This window comes from Pseudomonas sp. JC1203 (genome assembly GCF_056175065.1).
The window spans coordinates 18658-39661 of the sequence record NZ_JBWCAM010000010.1; the positions used below are offsets into that span (position 1 = coordinate 18658).

The window sequence follows — 21004 nt, forward strand, 5'->3', positions numbered from 1 at the left end:
GGCTCCCACAAAAACGCCTTACGCCTTGTGCGGGCGCTCGATGGCGAAGCCCGCCCAGCTCTGGGTCACTGGCATCAGCTCCAGGCTGTTGATGTTGACGTGCGCCGGGGTGTTCAGGATCCAGAAGATGGTGTCGGCGATGTCCTGCGGCTGGATCGGCTCGGCGCCTGCGTAGGTAGCGTCATAGCGCGCCTGGTCACCGTTGAAGCGCACCAGCGAGAACTCGCTTTCGCACAGGCCCGGCTCCAGGTTGGTCACGCGCACGCCAGTGCCCTGCAGGTCGCAGCGCAGGTTCAGCGAGAACTGTTTGACGAACGCCTTGGTGGCGCCATACACGTGGCTGCCAGGGTAGGGGTAGTTGCCCGCCACCGAACCCAGGTTGACGATGCTGGCACCGCGGCCCTGGGCGATCAGGCGCGGCAGCAGCAGGCGGGTGCTGTACATCAGGCCCTTGACGTTGGTGTCGACCATGGTGTCCCAGTCGTCCAGGTCGCACTTGGGTGCCGGGTCCACGCCCAGGGCCAGGCCGGCATTGTTGATCAGGCCGGTGAGCTTGTCGAACTCCGGCGGCAGGCCAGCGATGGCAGCTTCCATGGCCTTGCGGTCACGCACGTCGAGCACCAGGGTGTGCACCTTGGTCTGCTTGGAAAGCTCTTCGGCCAGGGCGCTCAGACGCTCCTCACGGCGACCGGTCAGCACCAGCGACCAGCCGGCCTCGGCAAAACGGCGGGCACAAGCTTCGCCAAACCCGGAAGTGGCGCCAGTGATAAACACGGTGGAAGTCATTGCATGCTCCTGGAAGGCTGTGGGTAAAGTCAGTTTCAAAGCATGCCCGCGCGGCTGCGCGACGGCAAGTAAAAGGCGCACCTGATCAAAAAATGATCGCCGCCCGCAAACCCTTGTCCCAGCTGGCCCGCCGCGACTTTTGCGCACCTTATCCACAGGGCCTTGCACAGTATCCGTGGGCAACTGTGCTGTGCACAAAGCCTTGAATGGCGGGGCTTGTACCCAGGTGTAACGGCTTTTCGGCTTGACCTTGACCGCGCAGTCAGGTAGCCCCGCCACCTGCCACGCGTGAGCGAAAACATGGGGGATGGCGCCAGGCCAGTAACTGCGCTGCTTTGGGCAGTCTTTCCAAGGCTTGCCCACAGAGTTATCCACAGGCTTTTCGACGCCGGATGAGCGGTATTGGCCGGTGGATAAGGGCTTGACAAACACCCCGGCAGCACGCTTGAAAACTGCTGATCAAAAAACAACCACATACCTGCAGGCCACGCCGTTAAGGGCCTTGAGCAATGTACACCCAAGTTACCCACAGCCAGCTCCACAATAACCGGGGACAACTGCTTTACATGACAAAACAATGAATTGGAGTGGTTTTATGTCGCAGTGGGCGAGGAAGCAAAAAGGGTTTTCCACAATTCTGTGGAAAACCCTTTTTTCAAAACCTGGATCAATGATTTCGCTTCTGTGGGAGCTGGCTTGCCAGCGAGTTGTTGAGCCCCCGAAAAGCTCGCTGGCAAGCCAGCTCCCACAAAAAAAGGTCAGTGGCCGCCGAGGTAGGCGTTACGCACCTCATCGTTACTCAGCAGCTCCGCCCCCGTGCCCGTCAGCCGAATCTCACCGTTGACCATCACATACGCCCTGTCCGACAGCTTCAACGCATGGTTGGCGTTCTGCTCCACAAGGAAGATGGTCATCCCCGACTTCGCCAGCTCGCGCAGGGTGCTGAAGATCTGCTTCACCACGATGGGCGCCAGGCCCAGCGATGGCTCGTCCAGCAGCAACAGCTTGGGGCGGCTCATCAGGGCGCGGGCGATGGCGAGCATCTGCTGCTCGCCGCCCGACATGGTCATGGCGCGCTGGTTGCGGCGCTCCTTGAGCCGCGGGAACAGTTCGAACATGCGCTGCATGTCTTCGCTGGCGAACTTGTCGCCGATGGGGATGGTGCCCATCAACAGGTTCTCTTCCACCGACATGTCCGGGAACACCCGCCGGCCTTCCGGCGACTGGGCGATGCCGTTGGAGGCGATGTAGTGCGAGGACTTCTTGGTGATGTCGGTGCCACGGTAGATGATCTGGCCGTTGGCAGCGCGCGGCTGGCCGAAGATAGACATCAGCAGGGTCGACTTGCCGGCGCCGTTGGAGCCGATCAGGCTGACGGTCTCGCCCTCGTTGATGTGCATCGAGACCTTTTTCAGGGCCTGGATCGGCCCGTAGAACACGTCCAGTTCTTTCAGTTCGAGGATCGGGTTACTCATACCAGCTCCTCTTCATCCGCGCCCAGGTAGGCAGCGATCACTTTCGGGTCATGGCGGATTTGCTCGGGGCCACCTTCGGCAATCACGTTGCCGTGGTCCAGCACCACGATATGGTCGGAGATGCCCATGACCATGCCCATGTCGTGCTCGATCAGCACGATGGTCATGTCATGCTCGTCGCGCAGCAGGCGGATCATGCCGCTCAGCGCTTCGGTTTCCTGCGGGTTGAGGCCGGCGGCCGGTTCGTCCAGGCAAATCACCTGTGGCCGCGTGCACATGGCCCGGGCTATTTCCAGGCGGCGCTGCTGGCCGTAGGAAAGCTCGCCCGCCAGGCGGTTGGCGCAGTCCACCAGGTCCACCACTTCCAGCCAATAGAACGCCGTGTTCAACGCGTCCTCCTCGGCCTTGCGGTAGCCCTTGGTGTTGAGGATGCCGGCCACCATGTTGCGGTTCACCCACATGTGCTGGGCCACCAGCAGGTTTTCCACCACCGACATTTCCCGGAACAGGCGAATGTTCTGGAACGTACGGGCCAGGCCCGCACGGTTGACCAGGTGGGTGCCGCCAAACATCTTGTAGTACATGCGACTGCCGAAGCTGCGCGGCGAGACGAAGTCGGTAGGCTGGAAGGGCTCGCCCAACAGCTTGATGACGTTGGTCTTGATGCCACGCGTTTCCAGTTCGATGCGCCCGCCGGTGGCCTTGTAGAAGCCGGTCAGGCAGTTGAACACGGTGGTCTTGCCGGCGCCGTTGGGGCCGATCAGGGCGAAGATCGAATTGCGTTTGACCTTGAGGCTGACATCGCTGAGAGCCTTGATGCCACCGAAGTGCATCATCAGGTTTTCAACCGTGAGTACGTATTCACTCATGGCGCCACTCCTTTACGCGGGACCACACCGGTACGGCTGATGCGAATCAGGCCGCGCGGTCTCCAGATCATCATCAGCACCATCAGCACGCCGAACAACAGCACGCGGTATTCGGCGAACGAGCGCAACAACTCCGGCGCCACGGTCAGCACGAAGGCGGCGATCACCACCCCCACCGTCGAGCCCATGCCGCCCAGCACCACGATGGCCAGAATCAGCGCCGACTCGAAGAAGGTGAACGAGGTTGGGTTGACGAAGCCCTGGTAGCTGGCGAAAAACACCCCGGCCAGGCCCGCCGTCGAGGCGCCGAGGGTGAAGGCCGAAAGCTTGACCAGCACGTGGTTCAGGCCCATGGCCCGGCAGGCGATCTCGTCTTCGCGCAGGGCTTCCCAGGCGCGGCCCACGGGCATGCGGGTGAGTCGGTGCTTGATGTACAGCACGCCAATCACCACCAGGAACAGCACCGCGTAAATGAACACGAATTTCAGGTTGGGGTTGTAGTCGATGTGCAGGAACTCATGGATCGGCACCCCGCCCTCCTTCGCCTTGCGCCCGAATTCCAGGCCCAGGAAGGTCGGCGATGGCACCGGCACACCATTGGGGCCGCCGGTGAACGACAGCCAGTTGTTCAGCACCAGGCGAATGATTTCACCGAAACCCAGGGTAACGATGGCCAGGTAGTCGCCATGCATGCGCAACACCGGGAAGCCCAATATGCACCCGGCCAGCGCCGCAGCCAGCGCCGCCAGCGGCAGGGCCGACCAGAAGCCCAGGCCCAGGTACTGGTAGCCCAGCGCCAGGCCGTAGGCGCCGATGGCATAGAACGCCACGTAGCCCAGGTCGAGCAGGCCCGCCAGGCCCACCACGATGTTCAGGCCAAGGCCCAGCAGCACGTAGATCAGGCCGAGGATGACAATGGTCAGCACATACTTGTTGGCGAACACCGGGAACACCAGCGCCAGCACGATCACCAGCGGGATCACCCAACGCAGCGCCGACTTGTGCCCGGGCGGCAGCACATGCACGCCCGAGCCGCCACGCTCCATGCCCTGGGACATGCGAACGCCGCGCGGCGTCTGCAGGAACAGGCTGATCAGGAACCGGCCGAGCACGACGGCCGCTACCAGCCAGGCAACGCGCTTGGGCTCCAGGTTGAATTCGTAGCCTTGCAGCACCACGCCGACAATGGGGCCGAAGACGATCAGCGCCAGCAGGCCGGCGATGACCGCGTCGATCACGCTTTGCTTGATATCGATGGGTTTGATTGGGGCACCAGACATAAATTACACCTTCGCCACGAGTGGTCGACCCAGCAGGCCCTGGGGTCGGAAGATCAGGATCAGCACCAGCAGGGCGAAGCTGAACACGTCTTTGTAGTCAGAGTTGATCAGGCCCGAGAACTGCGACTCGGCAACCCCCAGGATCAACCCACCCAGCATGGCTCCCGGCAGCGAGCCGATGCCGCCCAGCACCGCAGCGGTGAAGGCCTTGATGCCGATGATGAAGCCGGCGTAGAAGTCGAAAGTGCCGTAGTTCACGGTAATCAGCACACCCGCCAGCGCCGCCATGGCCGCGCCGATGATGAATACGTAGGAGATTACCCGGTCGGTGTTGATGCCCAGGATGGAGGCCATCTTGCGGTCTTGCTGGGTGGCCCGGCACATGCGGCCCAGCTTGGTGTACTTGATGATGTAGGTCAGCACGGCCATGCCGGCGAACGCCGCCACCAGGATGAACAGCTTGGTGTAGGTGATCTGCACGAAACCGCTGCCGATGTCGAAGCGCCAGCCGCCGCTGAGCAGCGTGGGCACGCCCTGCTGGTTGGGGCCCTGGGCGATCTGCGCGTAGTTCTGCAGGATCAGCGAAATACCGATGGCGCTGATCAGTGGCGCCAGGCGCGTGGAGTTGCGCAGGGGCTTGTAGGCCACCCGCTCGATGACAAAACCGTAGACCCCGGTGACGACGATGGTGAACGCCAGCGTGCCGAGAATCAGGAAAGGGAAGGACTCGACGCCAAAGAACGACAAGACTGCCAGGCCGATGGCTGCCAGGTAGGCGGAGATCATGTACACGTCGCCGTGGGCGAAGTTGATCATGCCGATGATGCCGTAGACCATGGTGTAGCCGATGGCGATCAGCCCATAGACCGACCCGAGGGTCAGGCCGTTGATCATTTGTTGCAGGAAAATACCATCCATCATGCACGCTCACGAACTTCTGGGCCGCACGGGTTCGCGCGGGCAAGCCGGGCCTGCCCACTCGTGACGCGAGCGGTGGTAAGAGAACTGACGGGCCCGGCCACAAACAGCCGGGCGCCGGTTTGACCTGGCGGGCGGCAGCCGCCCGTCAGGCCTGGGTCATGTCACTTCTGCTTTTCGAGCTGGTGGTATTTGCCGTCCTTGTCCCACTGGTACACCACGTAGTCGGAGACTTTCAGGTCGCCCTTGCTGTCCCAGGTCTTGGTGCCCATCACGGTGTGGACAGGGTTGGCTTTCAGCCATTTGGCAGCGTCTTCGCCCTTGTCGGACTTGGCGCCGTTGAAGCCTGCGGCCAGGGCCTGGATCGAGGCATAGGCGTACAGGGTGTAGCCTTCAGGCTCGTAGCCGGATTTGCGGAACTGATCCACCACCGCCTTGCTGTCAGGCAACAGGCGCGGGTCGGCGCCGAAGGTCATGTACACGCCGTCAACGTACTGGGCGCCACCGGCGGTGGTTACCAGTTCGTCGGTGACCACGCCGTCATCGGACATGAACTTCACGTCTTTCAGGCCGGCTTCACGCAGCTGGCGTACCAGCGGGCCGGCCTCGGGGTGCAGGCCGCCGAAGTACACGACGTCGGCACCGGTGCCACGGATCTTGGTCACCAGGGCGCTGAAGTCTTTCTCGCCGCGGGTCAGGCCTTCTTCCAGCACTGGCTTGACGCCACGCTTGGTCAACTGCGCGGCCGTGGCGTCGGCGAGGCCCTTGCCGTAGGTGTCCTTGTCGTTGATGACCGCGACTTTCTTGCCTTTCAGCACGTCGACAATGTAGTCGCCGGCGACGATGCCTTGCTGGTCGTCACGGCCGCACATGCGGAACATGGCGGTCAGGCCGCGCTCGGTGACCTGCGGGTTGGTGGAACCAGGGGTGATGGCGATGATGCCGGCGTCCCCGTAAACCTCGGAAGCTGGAATGGTGGAGGACGAGCAGAAGTGCCCGACCACGCCGGCGACCTTGTCCTGGTCAGCCAGTTTGTTGGCCACCGCCACGGCCTGTTTAGGCTCGCAGGCGTCGTCGCCCGCAACCAGGATGATCTTGCCGCCGTTCACGCCGCCATGGGCGTTGATTTCGTCAGCCGCTGCCTGGGCACCTTTCATGTATTGCTCGCCGAACGATGCGTTGGCACCGGTCATAGGGCCTGCCACGCCGATCTTGATGTCGGCTGCCTGTACAAACGAAGAAACACCCAACGCAGTAGCCACTGCGAGAGCCAGAAAACCTTTCCTGTAAAACGTCTGCGACATGAGGTGGTGCTCCTGAGTTTTTTTGGTTGGCACTACAACTTCAGCAATTGCTCTGAGCAAGCGCCGTGCCATCCCTTTTTCCAAGACCGAAACCCGAAGGTCGTTTTGCGCGCGCAGGCCCTGCGCCCGCGTCCCTGCGGCTCGTGCAACCGTCTGGATCGGGCCTGGTAGCACCCGCTTACAAAACAGGCGCAACCCCAAAGTGCCATCATTGCAACCTGCTAGCACCAAGGCGTGCAACCCACCTGTAACAGCGTGCGTAACCGAAGTGCACATCAGCGGTGCGCAATTGCTACGCCACGCACCATTACAGGCTAGCTTGTGCCGGCAAAAACACAGAGTTAGTTAGGAAACTACTTATAGTGGCGGCGAAATAGCGATGCCAGAGGCTTTCCGGCCAGGCTCAAGCATTCTGCGGCCAGCACAAAAGACTGGCAAAATGAGCCTTTACTGTGCGCCACTATCGATTCCGTCATGCCGCCAGGCCCAGTTGGAGCCCTCAATGAGCGAGAGCGTATTCGCTGATCGCATCGTGCAGAACCTGCTCGACACCGATTTGTACAAGCTGACCATGATGCAGGCCGTCCTGCACAACTACCCCAACGTCGAGGTGGAGTGGGAGTTCCGCTGCCGCAACGGTGAAGACCTGCGCCCGTACCTGGCCGAAATTCGCTACCAGATCGAGCGGCTCTGCGAACTGAGCCTTAGCAGCGACCAGCTGGGCTTCCTGGAGCGCATCAACTTCATGAAGCCGGACTTCCTGCGGTTCCTGGGGCTGTTCCGCTTCAACCTGCGCTATATCCAGACCAGCATTGAAAACGACCAGCTCAGCATCAAGCTGCGCGGGCCGTGGCTGCACGTGATTCTGTTCGAAGTGCCGCTGCTGGCCATCGTCAGCGAAGTGCGCAACCGCGTGCGTTACCGCGAAGTCACCCTGGGCCAGGCGCGCGAGCAGTTGTACCGCAAGTTCGATTGGTTGACCGCCCACGCGTCAGCGGACGAACTGGCGGAATTGCAGGTAGCCGATTTCGGCACCCGCCGGCGCTTTTCCTACAAGGTGCAGGAAGAAGTGGTAACGGTGCTCAAGCATGATTTCCCCGGGCGCTTCGTCGGCACCAGCAACGTGCACCTGGCCCGTGAACTGGACATCAAGCCGCTGGGCACCATGGCCCATGAGTGGATCATGGCCCACCAGCAATTGGGCCCACGGCTGATCGACAGCCAGAGCGCCGCGCTCGATTGCTGGGTGCGCGAGTACCGTGGCCTGCTGGGCATAGCGCTGACCGACTGCATCACCATGGACGCCTTCCTCAGCGACTTCGACCTGTACTTCGCCAAACTGTTCGACGGCCTGCGCCATGACTCGGGCGACCCGGTGTTGTGGGCAGAGAAAGCCATCGCCCATTACCAGAAGCTGGGCATCGACCCCATGAGCAAGACCCTGGTGTTCTCCGACGGGCTGAACCTGCCAAAGTCGCTGGAAATATTCCGTGCGCTGCGCGGACGCATCAACGTCAGCTTTGGCATTGGCACCAACCTGACCTGCGATATTCCGGGGGTGGAGCCGATGAGCATCGTGCTGAAGATGACCGACTGCAATGGCCAGCCGGTGGCGAAGATCTCGGACGAGGCGGCGAAGACCCAGTGCCGCGACGAGAATTTCGTGGCCTACCTGCGCCACGTTTTCAAGGTAAAACCGTAACCTGAAACCTGCACAAATCACTGCCTTTGTGGGAGCGGGCTCTGCCCGCGAAAAGCACGACGCGGTTTCCCAGCACTACGCGGTGCAGCCTTCGCGGGCAGAGCCCGCTCCCACAGGGGCGGGTAGCAGTGATCAATCCACCAGCGTAACCGCGCCTTTCATCATCGAGATGTGCCCCGGGAACGAGCAGAAGAACGCGTAGTCAGTCCCCGCCTGCAGCTTCGACACGTCGAAGGTCACCGAGTCCTTCTCGCCGGCGCCAATGATCTTGGTGTGGGCCAGGACGCGCTCGTCGCCATCTTTCAGGTAGTTCTTGTCGATGCCGGCGGCCATGCCATCGGTGGCAACGCCCTGAGCGTCGGCAGTCTTGCTCAGCACCCAGTTGTGGCCCATGACGTTCTTGGCCAGCGAGCCCGAGTGGCCCAGGTTGACGGTGAAGGTCTTGCAGGTCTTGCTGATTTCGATGGCCTTCTTGTCGAAGGTCATGCTGTCGGTGGAATCGACGTCTACCTTGCAATCAGCGGCAAATACCTGGCCGCAAGCGAGGGCAAGCAGGGAGGCGGCTACGACTTTCGCGAACATGGTGAATCTCCAGGACAGTTATTAAGCAAGGCTTCTTCTATGAGCCCTATCGAAAATGGCAACGAGACAAACCTAACACGCACCCAATATTGTATACAATATCAATCACGGAGCGTTTACATGAACAATTTCCTGCGCAGCCTGCTCGCCGCCTACGCCTGCGGCAACACCGGCACCGAACATCTGGACGACTGAACGAAAGACTGGAGCCAGAACGCCTGCGGATTTACCCTGTGGCCCCAACCTGCCAGGAGCCCCCCCATGCCTTTGACTTCAGTCTGTGTTTTCTGCGGCGCCAGCAGCGGCAACAACCCGGTGTATCGCCAGGCAGCCATCACCCTTGGGCGCGCCCTGGCCGCGCGCAAGCTGACACTTGTATACGGTGGCGGCGCCGTGGGCCTGATGGGTATCGTCGCCGACGCGGTGCTGGAAGCCGGTGGTGAGGTGATCGGCATCATCCCCCACAGCCTCAACGACCTGGAAATCGGCCATAAGGGCCTGACCCGCCTGGAAGTGGTGGACGGCATGCACGCGCGCAAGGCGCGCATGGCCGAGCTGGCCGACGCGTTCATCGCCCTGCCCGGCGGCCTGGGCACTTTGGAAGAGCTGTTCGAGGTGTGGACCTGGGGCCAACTGGGCTACCACGGCAAGCCGCTGGGCCTGCTGGAGGTGAACGGTTTCTACAGCAAGCTCACCGGTTTCCTCGACCACCTGGTAGAAGAAAACTTCGTCCGCGAGCAGCACCGGGCGATGCTGCAAGTGAACGACTCGGCCGACGGCCTGCTCGACGCGCTGGACGCCTGGCAGCCCACCGTGCTGCCGAAATGGACCGACAAGAAGCCGGACTGATCAGCCCGGCAGCTCGCCCAGCGGCGTCACCGTGACCTGCACTTCCGGGTCATGGCTGCCGCCGCCCAGAATCACCCCGCGCAGCGGCGACACGTCGGAGAAGTCGCGGCCCCACGCCAGGGTGATGTGCTCCAGCGCCGGCTGCACGTTGTTGGTGGGGTCGAAGTCGACCCAGCCCAGCGGCGGGCAGTACACCGACACCCAGGCATGCGAGGCGTCGGCGCCGATTAGCCGCGGCTGGCCGGGCGGTGGCTGGGTCAGCAGGTAGCCGCTGACGTAGCGCGCCGCCAACCCGCGCGAGCGCAGGCAGGCCAGCATCAGGTGGGCGAAGTCCTGGCACACGCCACGGCGGCGCTCCAGTACTTCCACCAGCGGCGTCGCCACTTGGGTGGCCTCGGCGTCGAAGGTGAACTCCTCGAAAATCTTTTCCATCAATGCCCGCGCCCCTTCCAGCAAGGGCCGGCCGGGCGGGAAGCAATCGGCGGAGAAGGCCACGAAGCTCTGCTTGAGGCGCACATAGGGCGACTCGAAGCGGTAGCGGCAGGCCTTCATCAGGTCCTCGGCGATGGGCGCGCTGTTGTAGCACAGGGCGTTGCGCACCTTTTCCCAGCTTTGCGAGGCGGCGAAATCCGGCGTGGCCCGCGCCAGCACTTCCACTTGCAGGCGTGCACTGACTTTCAACTCATCATGGGGCCGTTCGAAGGTGAGGCGCGTCAACGGGTTGCCGAACACGTCGTAGTCGTCCACGCGCCAGCTGGGGTCGGGGCTGATGACCAGGCTCTGCTCGCGGCAGATCTGCCAGGCGCAGGGCCGCGGCCACAGGTGCGCCAGCTGCTGCGCCAGGGACACCGGGCTGTCGTAGTGGTAATGGGTGTCGTGGAGAATCTGGTACTGGGCGCTCATACCGACACCGTCCGTTGGCTGACATCATCGACGTGGGCGAAATGGCGCAGGGCCAGGCGGTCGGAGACCTGGCCGCCAGCCTCGGCAATGGTCTGCAACAGGTCGGCCAGGCCATCCAGCACGGCCTGCACGCTGGGGGCGCCGAACAGCGAATGCTCCAGGCTGCCAAGGTCGAAGCCGGCCAGGCGTTCGATCAGCATCGCCAGGCCGCGCTCGCGGGGCGCGCCGAATTCATCGTTGAGGCGCCGCAGCGCGCGGTTCACCAGCTTGAGCTGGAAGATCACCGCGTGGGGGTTCTGCTCGTCCAGCAGCAACAGGTCCAGCACCGGAATCAGCTGCGGCACCGCCAGGTAGCGCGAGCGGTAGGTGATGCTGCTGTTGCCCAGCTCCAGCAGCCACTCAAGGCCGGCCTGGTCGGTCACCGCCACGCCGCGCAGGAAGCCGGCCAGGCTGGTACTGAGGAACTGCAGGCGCTCGATGCGCCGGCCGATCATCAGGAAGCGCCAGCCCTCGTCGCGGGTCATGTCGTCGAGGGCGAAGCCCGACAGCGCCGCCAGCGACATCACCAGGCGGTTGAGGAAATCCAGCAGCTCGCCCAGGTCGGGCTCTTCCACGTCCAGGCTCTGGGCTTCGCGTTGCAGCTCCACCAGCGCCTGCCAGTTTTCCCGGGACAGCTTGCCGCGCACCTGCGAGGCCGCCCACTGCAGGCGCTGCAGGTTGGCGCGCAGGCTGAACGGCCAGTCCTCGCCCAGCAGCGCGGCCAGCAGGCGCTCTTCCAGCTCGCCCTCTTCGGGCAGCAGCGACAGGCGCTCGGCCAGTTCCACCGCAGCGTCCAACGCCAATGGGTCGTCGCCGTCGATGTAGCGGCCAAGGATGATGCGCAGCAGCCGTGCGCTGTCGTCGCAACGCTCGCAGTAACGGCCGAACCAGAACAGGTTTTCCACCACCCGCGACGGCAGGTAGGGGTCGACGCGCACCACGTCGTGCACGCCGATAGTCCGCTGGGCCTTCCACTGCTCGCCAATAGGCGCACGCTCGCCCAGCACCCAGGTGTCCTTGCTGGCGCCACCGCGCTGCATCGACACCACCTCGGCGTCGGCCTCGGCGGCCACGCGGGTCAGGGCGCCGGGCAGCACCCGGTAGCCGTCGTAGCCGGCCACCGCGTACACGCGCATGCCAATGGCCCGCGGGGCCAACTGGCCGTTGTCCTGCCACACCGGTGCCTGGCTCAGCTGCGCCAGTTCCTGTGCAACGTAGGCGTAGGGGCGCGCCTGGATGCGCTCAGCCATGGCCTTGCGTTGCCTGGCGTCGAGGTCGCGGCCAAAAACCGGGGTAAAGCTTTGCGACGGGAACGCCGGCTTGATCAGCAGGTTCGGCAGTTTTTCCAGCGCCTGGGCCATTACCGGCGGCTCGCCGCACCACCAGGTGGCAATGGAAGGCAGGATCAGTTTTTCGCCGAACAGGTGTTCGTTGATGGTCGGCAAGAAGCCCAGCAGCCCTGGCGATTCCAGCACGCCGCTGCCCAGGCCGTTAGCCACCAGCACGCGGCCCTGGCGCACCGCTTCCAGCAGGCCGGGCACGCCCAGGGCCGAGTCGGTGCGCAGCTCCAGCGGGTCGCAGAAGTCGTCGTCCAGGCGCCGCATGATCGCGTGCACCCGGCGCAGGCCGTTGAGGGTCTTGAGGTATACGGTGGCGTCGCGCACGGTCAGGTCGCTGCCTTCCACCAGCGGGTAGCCCAGCTGGCGCGCCAGGTACAGGTGTTCGAAATAGCTCTCGTTGAAGCGCCCGGGGGTCAGCAGCACGATCAACGGGGTTTCGTTGCCGCCCGGGGCCAGGCGCCGCAGGGTGTCCTGCAGGGTGCGGAAGTAACCAGCCAGGTGTTCCACCTTGAGGTCGCGGTACAGCTCGGGGAAAGCCCGCGACACGCTCATGCGGTTTTCCAGGGCGTAACCTGCGCCCGACGGCGCCTGGGTGCGGTCGGCGGTGACCCACCAGCGGCCGTCGGGGGTGCGCGCCAGGTCCACGGCGCACAGGTGCAGGAACATGTCCCCGGGCAGCTTCAGGCCCTGGCAGGGCCAGAGAAAATTGTTGTGGCCGTAGACCAGTTCGGCCGGCAGCAGGCCCTTGCGGATCAGCTCCTGGGGGCCGTAGATGTCGGCCAGCACCGCGTTCAACAGCCGTGCGCGCTGGGCGATGCCGGCGCGCAGGTGCTGCCACTCGGCGGCGGGAATCACATGGGGCAGCAGGTCCAGCTCCCACGGGCGGTCGGCGCCCTTGGGGTCGGCGTAGACGTTGTAGGTCACGCCGTTTTCCTGGATCTGCCGGGTCAGCAACGCCTGGCGCTGGGCCAGTTGCGCCGGGCTGCTGCGCTGCAATTGGTCGAACAGCTTGCGCCAGTGCGGGCGCACCGAACCGTCGGCCGCTAGCATCTCGTCAAAACTTCCCGCCGTCAGCGGGTATCGGTCAAGCAGGTCTGGCATGGAACGCTCGGCGCAGGCAGTAAGACATCAGAATAAAGCGGCAGGCCGGTTGCCCGGCCGCCCTTTCAGGTGCGACGCATGTCCAATGTCATCGGCAGCTCGTCATTGATCGTGAGTGTAGGCGCAGGCTGCGCGCCAGGGCTATGGCCCAGGCGGAAGAAACGCGACAGGCGCCGGCTTTCGGCTTCGTTGGCGTTTACCGGCAGGGTCTCGTAATTGCGCCCGCCGGGGTGCGCCACGTGGTACTGGCAGCCGCCCAGCGAGCGCTGCATCCAGGTGTCGTGAATGTCGAAGGTCAGCGGCGCATGCACCGGGATGGTCGGCTGCAGGCAGTTGAACGGCTGCCAGGCGCGGAAACGCACGCCGGCCACGTACTCGCCGACCTTGCCGGTGGGCTGCAGCGGCACGGTGCGGCCGTTGCAGGTGAGCACGTAGCGCTGTGGCGACAGGCCATTTAGCTTGACCTGCAGGCGCTCCAGCGACGAGTCCACGTAGCGTACGGTGCCACCGGCGCCGCCCTCCTCACCCAGCACATGCCACGGCTCCAGGGCCTGGCGCAGCTCCAGTTCGATGCCCGCCACGGCGTAGTCGCCGATTTTCGGGAAGCGGAACTCCAGGTGCGCCGCGAACCATTCGGCGCGCAGCCCGTAGCCAGCGCCGTTGAGGTCGGCGATGACGTCGGCGAAGTCCTGCTCGATGAAATGCGCGAGCATGAAGCGGTCGTGCAACTCGGTGCCCCAGCGCGCCAGCTTCGGCGGCGCGTAGGGCTCACGCCAGAAGCGCGCCACCAGCGCGCGCAGCAGCAGTTGCTGCACCAGGCTCATGCGCGCATGGGGCGGCATTTCGAAGCCGCGCAGTTCCAGCAGGCCAAGCCGGCCGGTGGCGCCGTCGGGCGAATACAGCTTGTCGATGCAGAATTCGGCGCGGTGAGTGTTGCCCGTCACGTCGATCAGCAGGTTGCGCAGCAGCCGGTCCACCAGCCACGGCGGGCATTGCTCGCCGGGCGCGGGCATTTGCTGGAAGGCGATCTCCAGTTCGTACAGCGAGTCGTTGCGCGCCTCGTCCACCCGCGGCGCCTGCGAGGTGGGGCCGATGAACAGGCCGCTGAACAGGTAGGACAGCGACGGGTGGTTATGCCAGTAGCTGATCAGGCTGCGCAGCAGGTCGGGGCGGCGCAGGAACGGCGAGTCGGCCGGCGTGGCGCCGCCCAGCACGAAGTGGTTGCCGCCGCCGGTGCCGGTGTGGCGCCCGTCGATCATGAACTTTTCGGTGCTGAGGCGGGTTTCCCGTGCCTGTTCGTAGAGGAATTCGGTGCATTCCACCAACTCGTCCCAGCTGGCCGAAGGCTGCACGTTGACCTCGATCACGCCCGGGTCGGGGGTGATGCGGAAGTTGGCCAGGCGCGGGTCGTAAGGCGGCTCGTAGCCTTCCAGCAGTACCGGGCACTTGAGCTCTTCGGCGGTGGCCTCGATCACTGCCACCAGTTCCAGGTATTCCTCGACCTTGGCCAGCGGCGGCATGAACAGGTACAAGCGGCCGTCGCGGGCCTCGGCGCAAAGGGCTGTGCGGGTCAGCCAACTGGCCGACTCATCCAGCTTGGGCACGCGCTCCTGGCTTTCCACCTGGGCCGGGCTGGCCACTTGCAGCTGCGCCGGGGTGGGCAGCAGGCCCAGCTCCTGGCTGGGGTCGCGCGGGTGCACGAAGGGGTATTCGGCAGCGCTCACCCACGGCTGCGAAGCCAGCGGCAAGCGGTAGCCCAGGGGCGAATCGCCCGGCACCAGGCGGCAGTGGCTGTCACGCAGGTACCAGCGGCCGCTCTGCCATTGGTCGCCGTCGGCGGTGCGCGCCAGCGGCAGCACCTGGCCGATGACCTTGTCCAGGCCCTGGCTGAACACCTTGCGCAGGCGCTTGCGCTCCATTTCCTCGCCCAGCCGCGAGTCCTCGGCGCTGACGTTCACCGGCAACGCGCCTTCACGCCACAGGTAGTAAAAATTGTCCTCGTAGGCCGGGAAGACGAAACGTGGCGGCAGTTTCAGGCGCTCGGCAACGCTGGCCAGGAAGCGCCCGGCCAGTTCGCCGGTGGCGCCATAATCGCGGGTCTCGTCGGCAACCAGCGCGTCGTTGTGCCAGATGGGCTCGCCGTCCACCCGCCAGTAAGCGTTCAGCGACCAGCGCGGCAGCTGTTCACCGGGGTACCACTTGCCCTGGCCAAAGTGCACCAGGCCCTTGGGCGCATAGCGGGCGCGCAGGCGCTGGTACAGCTCGGCCGAGAGCTTGCGCTTGGCGTCGCCCAGCGCCGCGGTGTTCCACTCGGCGCCATCGGGGTCGTCGATGGAGACGAAGGTCGGCTCGCCGCCCATGGTCAGGCGCACGTCGCCCTCTACCAGGTCGGCGTCGATCTGCCGGCCCAGTGCCTGAATCTCCTGCCACTGCTGTTCGCTGTAAGGGCGGGTAACGCGCGGCGCCTCCCAGATTCGCTCCACCGCCATCTCGTGGCTGAACTCGCATTCGCAAGGCTCCACCAGGCCGCTGATGGGCGCCGCAGAGGACGGATCGGGACTACAGGCCAATGGGATATGCCCTTCACCGGCAAACAGCCCGGAGGTAGCGTCCAGGCCTATCCAGCCGGCACCCGGCAGGTACACTTCGCACCAGGCGTGCAAGTCGGTGAAATCCACCTCGGTGCCGGACGGGCCGTCCAGCGCCTTCACATCCGCCGCCAGTTGAATCAGGTAGCCGGACACGAAGCGCGCGGCCAGGCCGAGGTGGCGCAGCAGCTGCACCAGCAACCAGGCTGAGTCACGGCAGGAGCCCGAGGCGTTTTCCAGGGTTTCTTCCGGCGTCTGCACGCCTGGCTCCATGCGGATCAGGTAGCCGATGTCCTGGCTCAAGCGCTGGTTGAGGCCCACGAGGAAGTCCACCGCAGGAATCGGCGTGCGGTCGATGCCCGCAAGGTAGGCCTCGAACCGCGGCGACAGCGGCAGTTTTTCCAGGTACGGCGCCAGCTCGTGCTTTTCGTCCTTGGCGTAGGCGAAAGGGATATTTTCGGCGTAGGGCTCAAGGAAGAAGTCGAAAGGGTTGAACACCGCCATTTCGGCGACCAGATCCACCTCGACGCGAAACTCGTCGGTTTTCTCCGGGAACACCAGGCGCGCCAGGTAATTGCCCTGGGGGTCCTGCTGCCAGTTGATGAAGTGCTGTTCGGGCAAAACCTTCAGCGCATACGACAGCACGCGCGTGCGGCTATGGGGCGCGGGGCGAAGGCGGACGATCTGCGGGCCAAGTTCAACCGCACGGTCGTAGCGGTAATGCGTGACATGGTGCAATGCGACATGGATCGACACGGCGTGCCTCCTGCGAGCCTGGACGGTAAGCGCACCGCGCAAGACTTATGCCACGTGGCAAAGCCAAGCACTAGAGCGCCTGCTCATTCAAGCACAGCACCAAGATCGTGCCATGCCTCATTTGGCTTGGGAGCGTCGCACACAAATGTGGCGTGCGTAATGCCGAAGCTGGTGGCGGCTAACTATTCACCACCCCGGGCCAGGAGCGGCCCTTTGTAATAACGGCTCATTCTTTCACCCAAGGAGCCGCCCAATGGCCGCGCCCTCTTTGCCGCCTCTGCCGGTCCTGTCCGAGGCACAGGGCAACACCCTGGATCTTTTCAGTGATTGGGCTTCTCCCGCCCTGGCCCATCTGAGCGTGATGAAAGCAGTGCTGGAGGGCCACCTGCAGGTTGATATCAGGCCGCTGCTGAAGCACTTCGATCTAGCTGGCCAACCCAACGGCGATGAACAACTGCGCGCCGTGCAGCTCGCCCAGGAGATCCTGCTGCGCAAGGCTTTCCGCGACTCCGTGGCCCCGCATCGCTACCTGGACACGGTGGATCACGACACCGTGAAAGAGGTCATCAGGGCACAGGTACTGGGGCGTAGCACCGGTTTGCTCGATGAGTGGCTGGGGGCCCTGACGACAATGCCCTCCACTGAAGAGGTGCGCCAGTTCCCCATGACCGTGCTGGCACGGATACTGGCGATAGCCCCCGCCCAGGACCTTGGCCGTGCCACGCTCAAGGCGCTGAACTGGTATGGCGCCCTCCCCGGTGAGCAAGACAGCCCCCTGGCGCGGGCCAAGCTGATTGCCCTGGTGCTGTGCAAACACCTGCGGCAACATCTCGCCGGCTTCGACCTTGATGAGCCCAAGTGGGTTGGGCACAGCTACGCCAGCCTCCATCAGGCGCTGGAAACCCACCTGCTGCGGTCAGGGGCAGTCGCCCATGAGCAAAGTGCGGCGCTGGGGGCATTCCTGCTCAGGCGCTACCTGCCAGCAGACTTCAGCGTGCTGGACGTGCCGCCGGAACTGGGGTATCGCAACAGCGTTTACTGGGTGAAATTCAAGCAAGCCGTCGGTTTGGCCGAGCTGATCAGGCCTGGCGACGCCCAGCGCATGACCTTTGCACAGTTGCTGGACTACCCGGACCAGGTCGCCAAGGCCATGGGCGAAGCCAGCAGTACCTTGCTGGCCGGTACCCTGCTGCTCCCCTTGCTGTCATGGGTTGTGGCGAAGGGCTCGGTCCCGAGCGCCGACAGCCTGAGCCAGGAACAGCTCCAGGCGGCGATCAGGGCTTTCAATCAGGAAGAAGACAGCCTGGTCGATGCCTTGGCAGCGCTGGCGGCGCCGATGCCCCAGCGCCTGGAAATGGCCGACGCCGAACTGGAAGCCATCCGGGTGCCTCCCTACACCGACTTCCAGTACAACGGCAAAGGTCGCCGGGTGGCAGCCAGGGAGCTGGCGGCCATGGGCTATCTGGGCCGGGACCCCGCCTGGACGCCAGCCCTGGTGATTGATCATGGCGGCCACCTTCAACAGCCATGGCTGCCTGGAGACTACGGGCGCAGCCCCGATGTGCTGGCCTTGTTCGACACAGCCCATGGGGTGTGGATCAAGCGCTTCAAGGGTGGCTACGCCCTACTTGTGCGCATGCTGATTGCGCAGTTGCCATCAGCCGACCGCGTGGCGTTCGAGCAAGGCACCGTTCGTTTGTTTTCGGTGGGCCACCTGCCCCATGGCCGCTGGGAACGCTACAGCTATACCCAGCCCAGCGACGCCGTCATTGGGCGGGAGGGATTCATAGCGCAGGTCACCTGGAAGACACACGTCTGGCACTACCAGATCATCCCGGCGGTCCAGCATATTGCCAGGTTGCCAGGGTTCGCCTTCACCCCCGATGGGCTGATTGTCGACAGCTACGACCCCAGCTACCGCAATGACATTGGCAATTACCCCGAGGTGAACCGCCAGCGCATCCCCGAACACGCCATGAAGTATCGGAGGGCGCAGCAGCTGCCCCTGGATTTTACCGCGTTCTACTCGGGTAGCCTGCCCCGCGCAGGTGTGCACATGGAGTTGGTACTGCAGCCAATCGACATGTCCAAAGCGATGGAGTCCGTTGCGCCGCCGCTGCGTATCCAGCACCTGGCCTACTGGGTAGCCCACGATTTCCTTTACCAGCCCGACAAGGTCCTGCACGCCCAGGCCAAGGGGCAGACCGTGCTGGAGCGGCCCGACCCACTGCTCGCCCAGCTAAAGGCAATCATTCCATTCTGGGGTTCCAGCGAAGAGCTGGACAAGGCCATCCAGGGCAAATCCGCGGTCAACATTCTCCTGGCCGCGCTGGGCGTGCTCTTTGATGCGTTCACCGTGCTGGTCCCGGCGGCACGGGTAGCTCGGCTGACGAAAGTGGGCAGCGCTGTCGCCCGGACCGGCGCCCGGACCGGCCTGCAGCGGCTCGCCGCTGCAGCCAGGATCGTGGGCAGTAGCGCGTTGGAACAGGTTACGCTGCTGCCGGATGCCGCGCGCCTGGCCAGATATTTGACCGGCGCGGGGGTGGAGGGGCTGCGATTGCTGGTCAAGCGCGGACGGGCCAGCCTGGGCAAGACTCAAGTGTTTGAGCGCGGCTTGCTGACCCTGGATGCCGCCAGCGCCAGCGTCTGGCACCGCGAGGGCCGCGCTGGCCGGGCCCCGGGCGAGCAATTGCGCAATATCGGCCATGACCGCCACGTGCTGGTGACCAGCAAGCGCCGAGCGCCCGACCACCTTGCTGCGCATTTCCTGCTCGAGCCAGCGGGCCGCCGGGCGTTCGGCCCGAAATTGCCACGCCGCAATGACGCCGGGGACCTGAAATGGCAAGGCGATGCCGACATCCACGGGCAAGCCGTCACTGGTGGCTGGCACTTCGCCGATGACACACCGGACCTGAGCAAACGCTGGATATACCAGGGCGATGACGTCTACCTGCAAGTCGACGACGCCTACTATCGCAAGCTGACCCTGCCTGATGGCCGTGTGGTGCTGCGCCGCGATCCCCAAGCGCCCCGCCATGACCGGCTGGCAACCTTGCACTTGCCCACTTGCCGGACCCGCCGCGGGCTGGTTATCCAGGGGTGTAACCCCAGGCGCGCCGTGACCGAGCAATTTTCCGGCAAAGCCCCTGCTAGCCATGAAGCCGGCCGACAGGTAGTGCCCTGGTTCACCGACCTGACGATCACCCTGGACCCCGCCACCGATCAGCTTTTTCACAACCAGCGCGCCTGGAAACTCAGCAACGGCAAGCTGGTGACAGCCACCAACAGCTCTTCTCCGGCCAAACAGTACAGGCAGACTGTCGAGGCAAACGTGCTGGGCGGCAACGACCTGTTCAAACAGATTCGTGTCGACGGCGGGATCTACCCAGGCTTCGATGACTCACGCACCCTGGGAGCCGTCGTTGCGCGGCGCAGGAACAGCGAAGCAACGGTGCTGGTGACCCGGCTGGATGACAATGCCTATTACCGCAGCGACTACGCGCCAGGCAAGGCAACGCTCACACTGCAACGCATGCGGGTAAACCTCAGGGACCTGCCACCGCGCATTCCCAGCGAAGACGAATACCTGGCCCTGATCTACCTCGGCAGCTGGGATGCCAACGCCTACTTGCACAAGGTGCCGAAGCAGACGCTGGTCGCGGACCTGAAGTTGATCAACGAGGAAATCGCCGCCGGCAAGCACCATGACGTCAGCCGCCTCCTTGGCGGCCCGTTCGACCTTGGAACGACGAAGGAGGAAGCGGTGCTGTTCTGCAAATACACCCAGAACCAGGTGGTGATCAAAGCGCGTAACGCCGGCCTGCCATGGCGGCCGCTCGACCAGAACACACCGGTGGAAGCCAGGCAGCGAATCGCCGACACGCTGAACAGGCTGTTATGCAGCAATACCTTCGATGCCGACAATCTCCTGGATCACGCCTTGCTCAAGGCAAGCACCCTCGCGCCCAGGAATCTGGCCTACGCCCATTTGACCTTCAAGGACAAAACCCGGCCGCCGGCCGTCTATTTTGGGCTATCGGGCTACCGTAACCCCGCAAGCTACCTGCCACTGAGCGAACTGGTCACACACCCCGCAAGCAAAGGCGCCCAAGAGCTGCGCAAGGCGGGCTGGAAAGTCGAAGCTGACATCGCGCAGGCGCCGGACGGTATCCGTTACATCAACAGCCAACCTATTCGGGGGCAAGGCAGCGGCAACATGCTCTTCCTGCCCGACCTGGCGCCCCTGAGCATCAGCCCTCCAGGCAACCCACGCTTGCTCGACACCGAGCGCGGGATAATGGTACGCATCAAGGATGATGGCATCACCGCCGAACTGGTGGACACAATGGAGGTATATACCGTGCTGCCTACCTGCCAGTCATGCACGGTAGGGCTGACAGCCTTTGGCAGGGAGCTGGGGCCAGGCAAATTTGTGCTGCATGAGGGCTTGCCGGCCGGCCGCCGGAATTGATCAGGCAAGGAGGCGGCGCGAATGACGCGGCCTGGCGGCCG

General features: G+C 64.1%; 15 protein-coding genes. 4 read left to right on the plus strand and 11 right to left on the minus strand.

All coding sequences use genetic code 11. The annotated features are described in order from the left end of the window. Positions 1 to 18: 18 nt before the first annotated feature. The 6 genes from AC0SZ7_RS16195 to AC0SZ7_RS16220 all read right to left on the minus strand — a co-directional run bounded on the left by AC0SZ7_RS16195 (position 19) and on the right by AC0SZ7_RS16220 (position 6632). Complete coding sequence (locus AC0SZ7_RS16195; RefSeq protein WP_475505328.1) at positions 19 to 786, minus strand: SDR family oxidoreductase; 768 nt, start codon at positions 784 to 786, stop codon at positions 19 to 21. A 758-nt stretch (positions 787 to 1544) separates the two neighbouring features. After that, on the minus strand, positions 1545 to 2261 hold the full coding sequence (locus tag AC0SZ7_RS16200) for an ABC transporter ATP-binding protein (protein ID WP_475505329.1): 717 nt from the start codon (positions 2259 to 2261) through the stop codon (positions 1545 to 1547). Continuing rightward, positions 2258 to 3130 carry an ABC transporter ATP-binding protein gene (locus AC0SZ7_RS16205; RefSeq protein ID WP_475505330.1) on the minus strand — a complete coding sequence of 291 codons (873 nt, stop codon included), beginning with the start codon at positions 3128 to 3130 and terminating at the stop codon, positions 2258 to 2260. Before AC0SZ7_RS16205 ends, AC0SZ7_RS16200 begins: the two co-directional genes overlap by 4 nt. After that, positions 3127 to 4410, minus strand: a complete 1284-nt coding sequence (livM, locus tag AC0SZ7_RS16210; RefSeq protein ID WP_475505331.1) for a high-affinity branched-chain amino acid ABC transporter permease LivM — start codon at positions 4408 to 4410, stop codon at positions 3127 to 3129. Before livM ends, AC0SZ7_RS16205 begins: the two co-directional genes overlap by 4 nt. 3 nt (positions 4411 to 4413) lie before the next feature. Continuing rightward, positions 4414 to 5328 carry an ABC transporter permease subunit gene (locus AC0SZ7_RS16215; protein ID WP_475505482.1) on the minus strand — a complete coding sequence of 305 codons (915 nt, stop codon included), beginning with the start codon at positions 5326 to 5328 and terminating at the stop codon, positions 4414 to 4416. A gap of 164 nt (positions 5329 to 5492) precedes the next feature. Further along, positions 5493 to 6632, minus strand: a complete 1140-nt coding sequence (locus AC0SZ7_RS16220; protein ID WP_475505332.1) for an ABC transporter substrate-binding protein — start codon at positions 6630 to 6632, stop codon at positions 5493 to 5495. Between the two features lie 502 nt (positions 6633 to 7134). Between AC0SZ7_RS16220 and pncB the strand changes: the two genes are divergently transcribed. Further along, positions 7135 to 8334 carry a nicotinate phosphoribosyltransferase gene (pncB, locus tag AC0SZ7_RS16225; RefSeq protein WP_475505333.1) on the plus strand — a complete coding sequence of 400 codons (1200 nt, stop codon included), beginning with the start codon at positions 7135 to 7137 and terminating at the stop codon, positions 8332 to 8334. Between the two features lie 132 nt (positions 8335 to 8466). Here the strand turns inward: pncB and azu are convergent, their stop codons facing one another. Continuing rightward, positions 8467 to 8916, minus strand: coding sequence for an azurin (gene azu / locus AC0SZ7_RS16230; protein WP_475505334.1), 450 nt, complete (start codon positions 8914 to 8916; stop codon positions 8467 to 8469). Positions 8917 to 8955: 39 nt separating this feature from the next. Here azu and AC0SZ7_RS16235 point away from each other — a divergent pair, with 39 nt between their 5' ends. Further along, entirely contained in the window at positions 8956 to 9111 is a 156-nt protein-coding gene (locus tag AC0SZ7_RS16235; protein WP_475505335.1) for a hypothetical protein, read from the plus strand. A 66-nt stretch (positions 9112 to 9177) separates the two neighbouring features. Continuing rightward, positions 9178 to 9765, plus strand: a complete 588-nt coding sequence (locus AC0SZ7_RS16240; protein WP_475505336.1) for an LOG family protein — start codon at positions 9178 to 9180, stop codon at positions 9763 to 9765. On the opposite strand, the gene AC0SZ7_RS16245 is transcribed toward AC0SZ7_RS16240, so the two are convergent. The 4 genes from AC0SZ7_RS16245 to AC0SZ7_RS16260 all read right to left on the minus strand — a co-directional run bounded on the left by AC0SZ7_RS16245 (position 9766) and on the right by AC0SZ7_RS16260 (position 17363). Further along, entirely contained in the window at positions 9766 to 10668 is a 903-nt protein-coding gene (locus tag AC0SZ7_RS16245; protein WP_475505337.1) for a transglutaminase family protein, read from the minus strand. Further along, positions 10665 to 13148, minus strand: coding sequence for a circularly permuted type 2 ATP-grasp protein (locus AC0SZ7_RS16250; RefSeq protein WP_475505338.1), 2484 nt, complete (start codon positions 13146 to 13148; stop codon positions 10665 to 10667). The genes AC0SZ7_RS16245 and AC0SZ7_RS16250 overlap by 4 nt, the downstream gene beginning before the upstream one ends. Positions 13149 to 13213: 65 nt before the next feature. Then, positions 13214 to 16492, minus strand: coding sequence for a transglutaminase family protein (locus AC0SZ7_RS16255; protein ID WP_475505339.1), 3279 nt, complete (start codon positions 16490 to 16492; stop codon positions 13214 to 13216). 424 nt (positions 16493 to 16916) lie between these two features. Further along, positions 16917 to 17363, minus strand: coding sequence for a hypothetical protein (locus AC0SZ7_RS16260; RefSeq protein WP_475505340.1), 447 nt, complete (start codon positions 17361 to 17363; stop codon positions 16917 to 16919). 123 nt (positions 17364 to 17486) lie between these two features. Here AC0SZ7_RS16260 and AC0SZ7_RS16265 point away from each other — a divergent pair, with 123 nt between their 5' ends. Next, entirely contained in the window at positions 17487 to 20963 is a 3477-nt protein-coding gene (locus AC0SZ7_RS16265; RefSeq protein WP_475505341.1) for a hypothetical protein, read from the plus strand. The last annotated feature ends 41 nt before the right edge of the window (positions 20964 to 21004 follow it).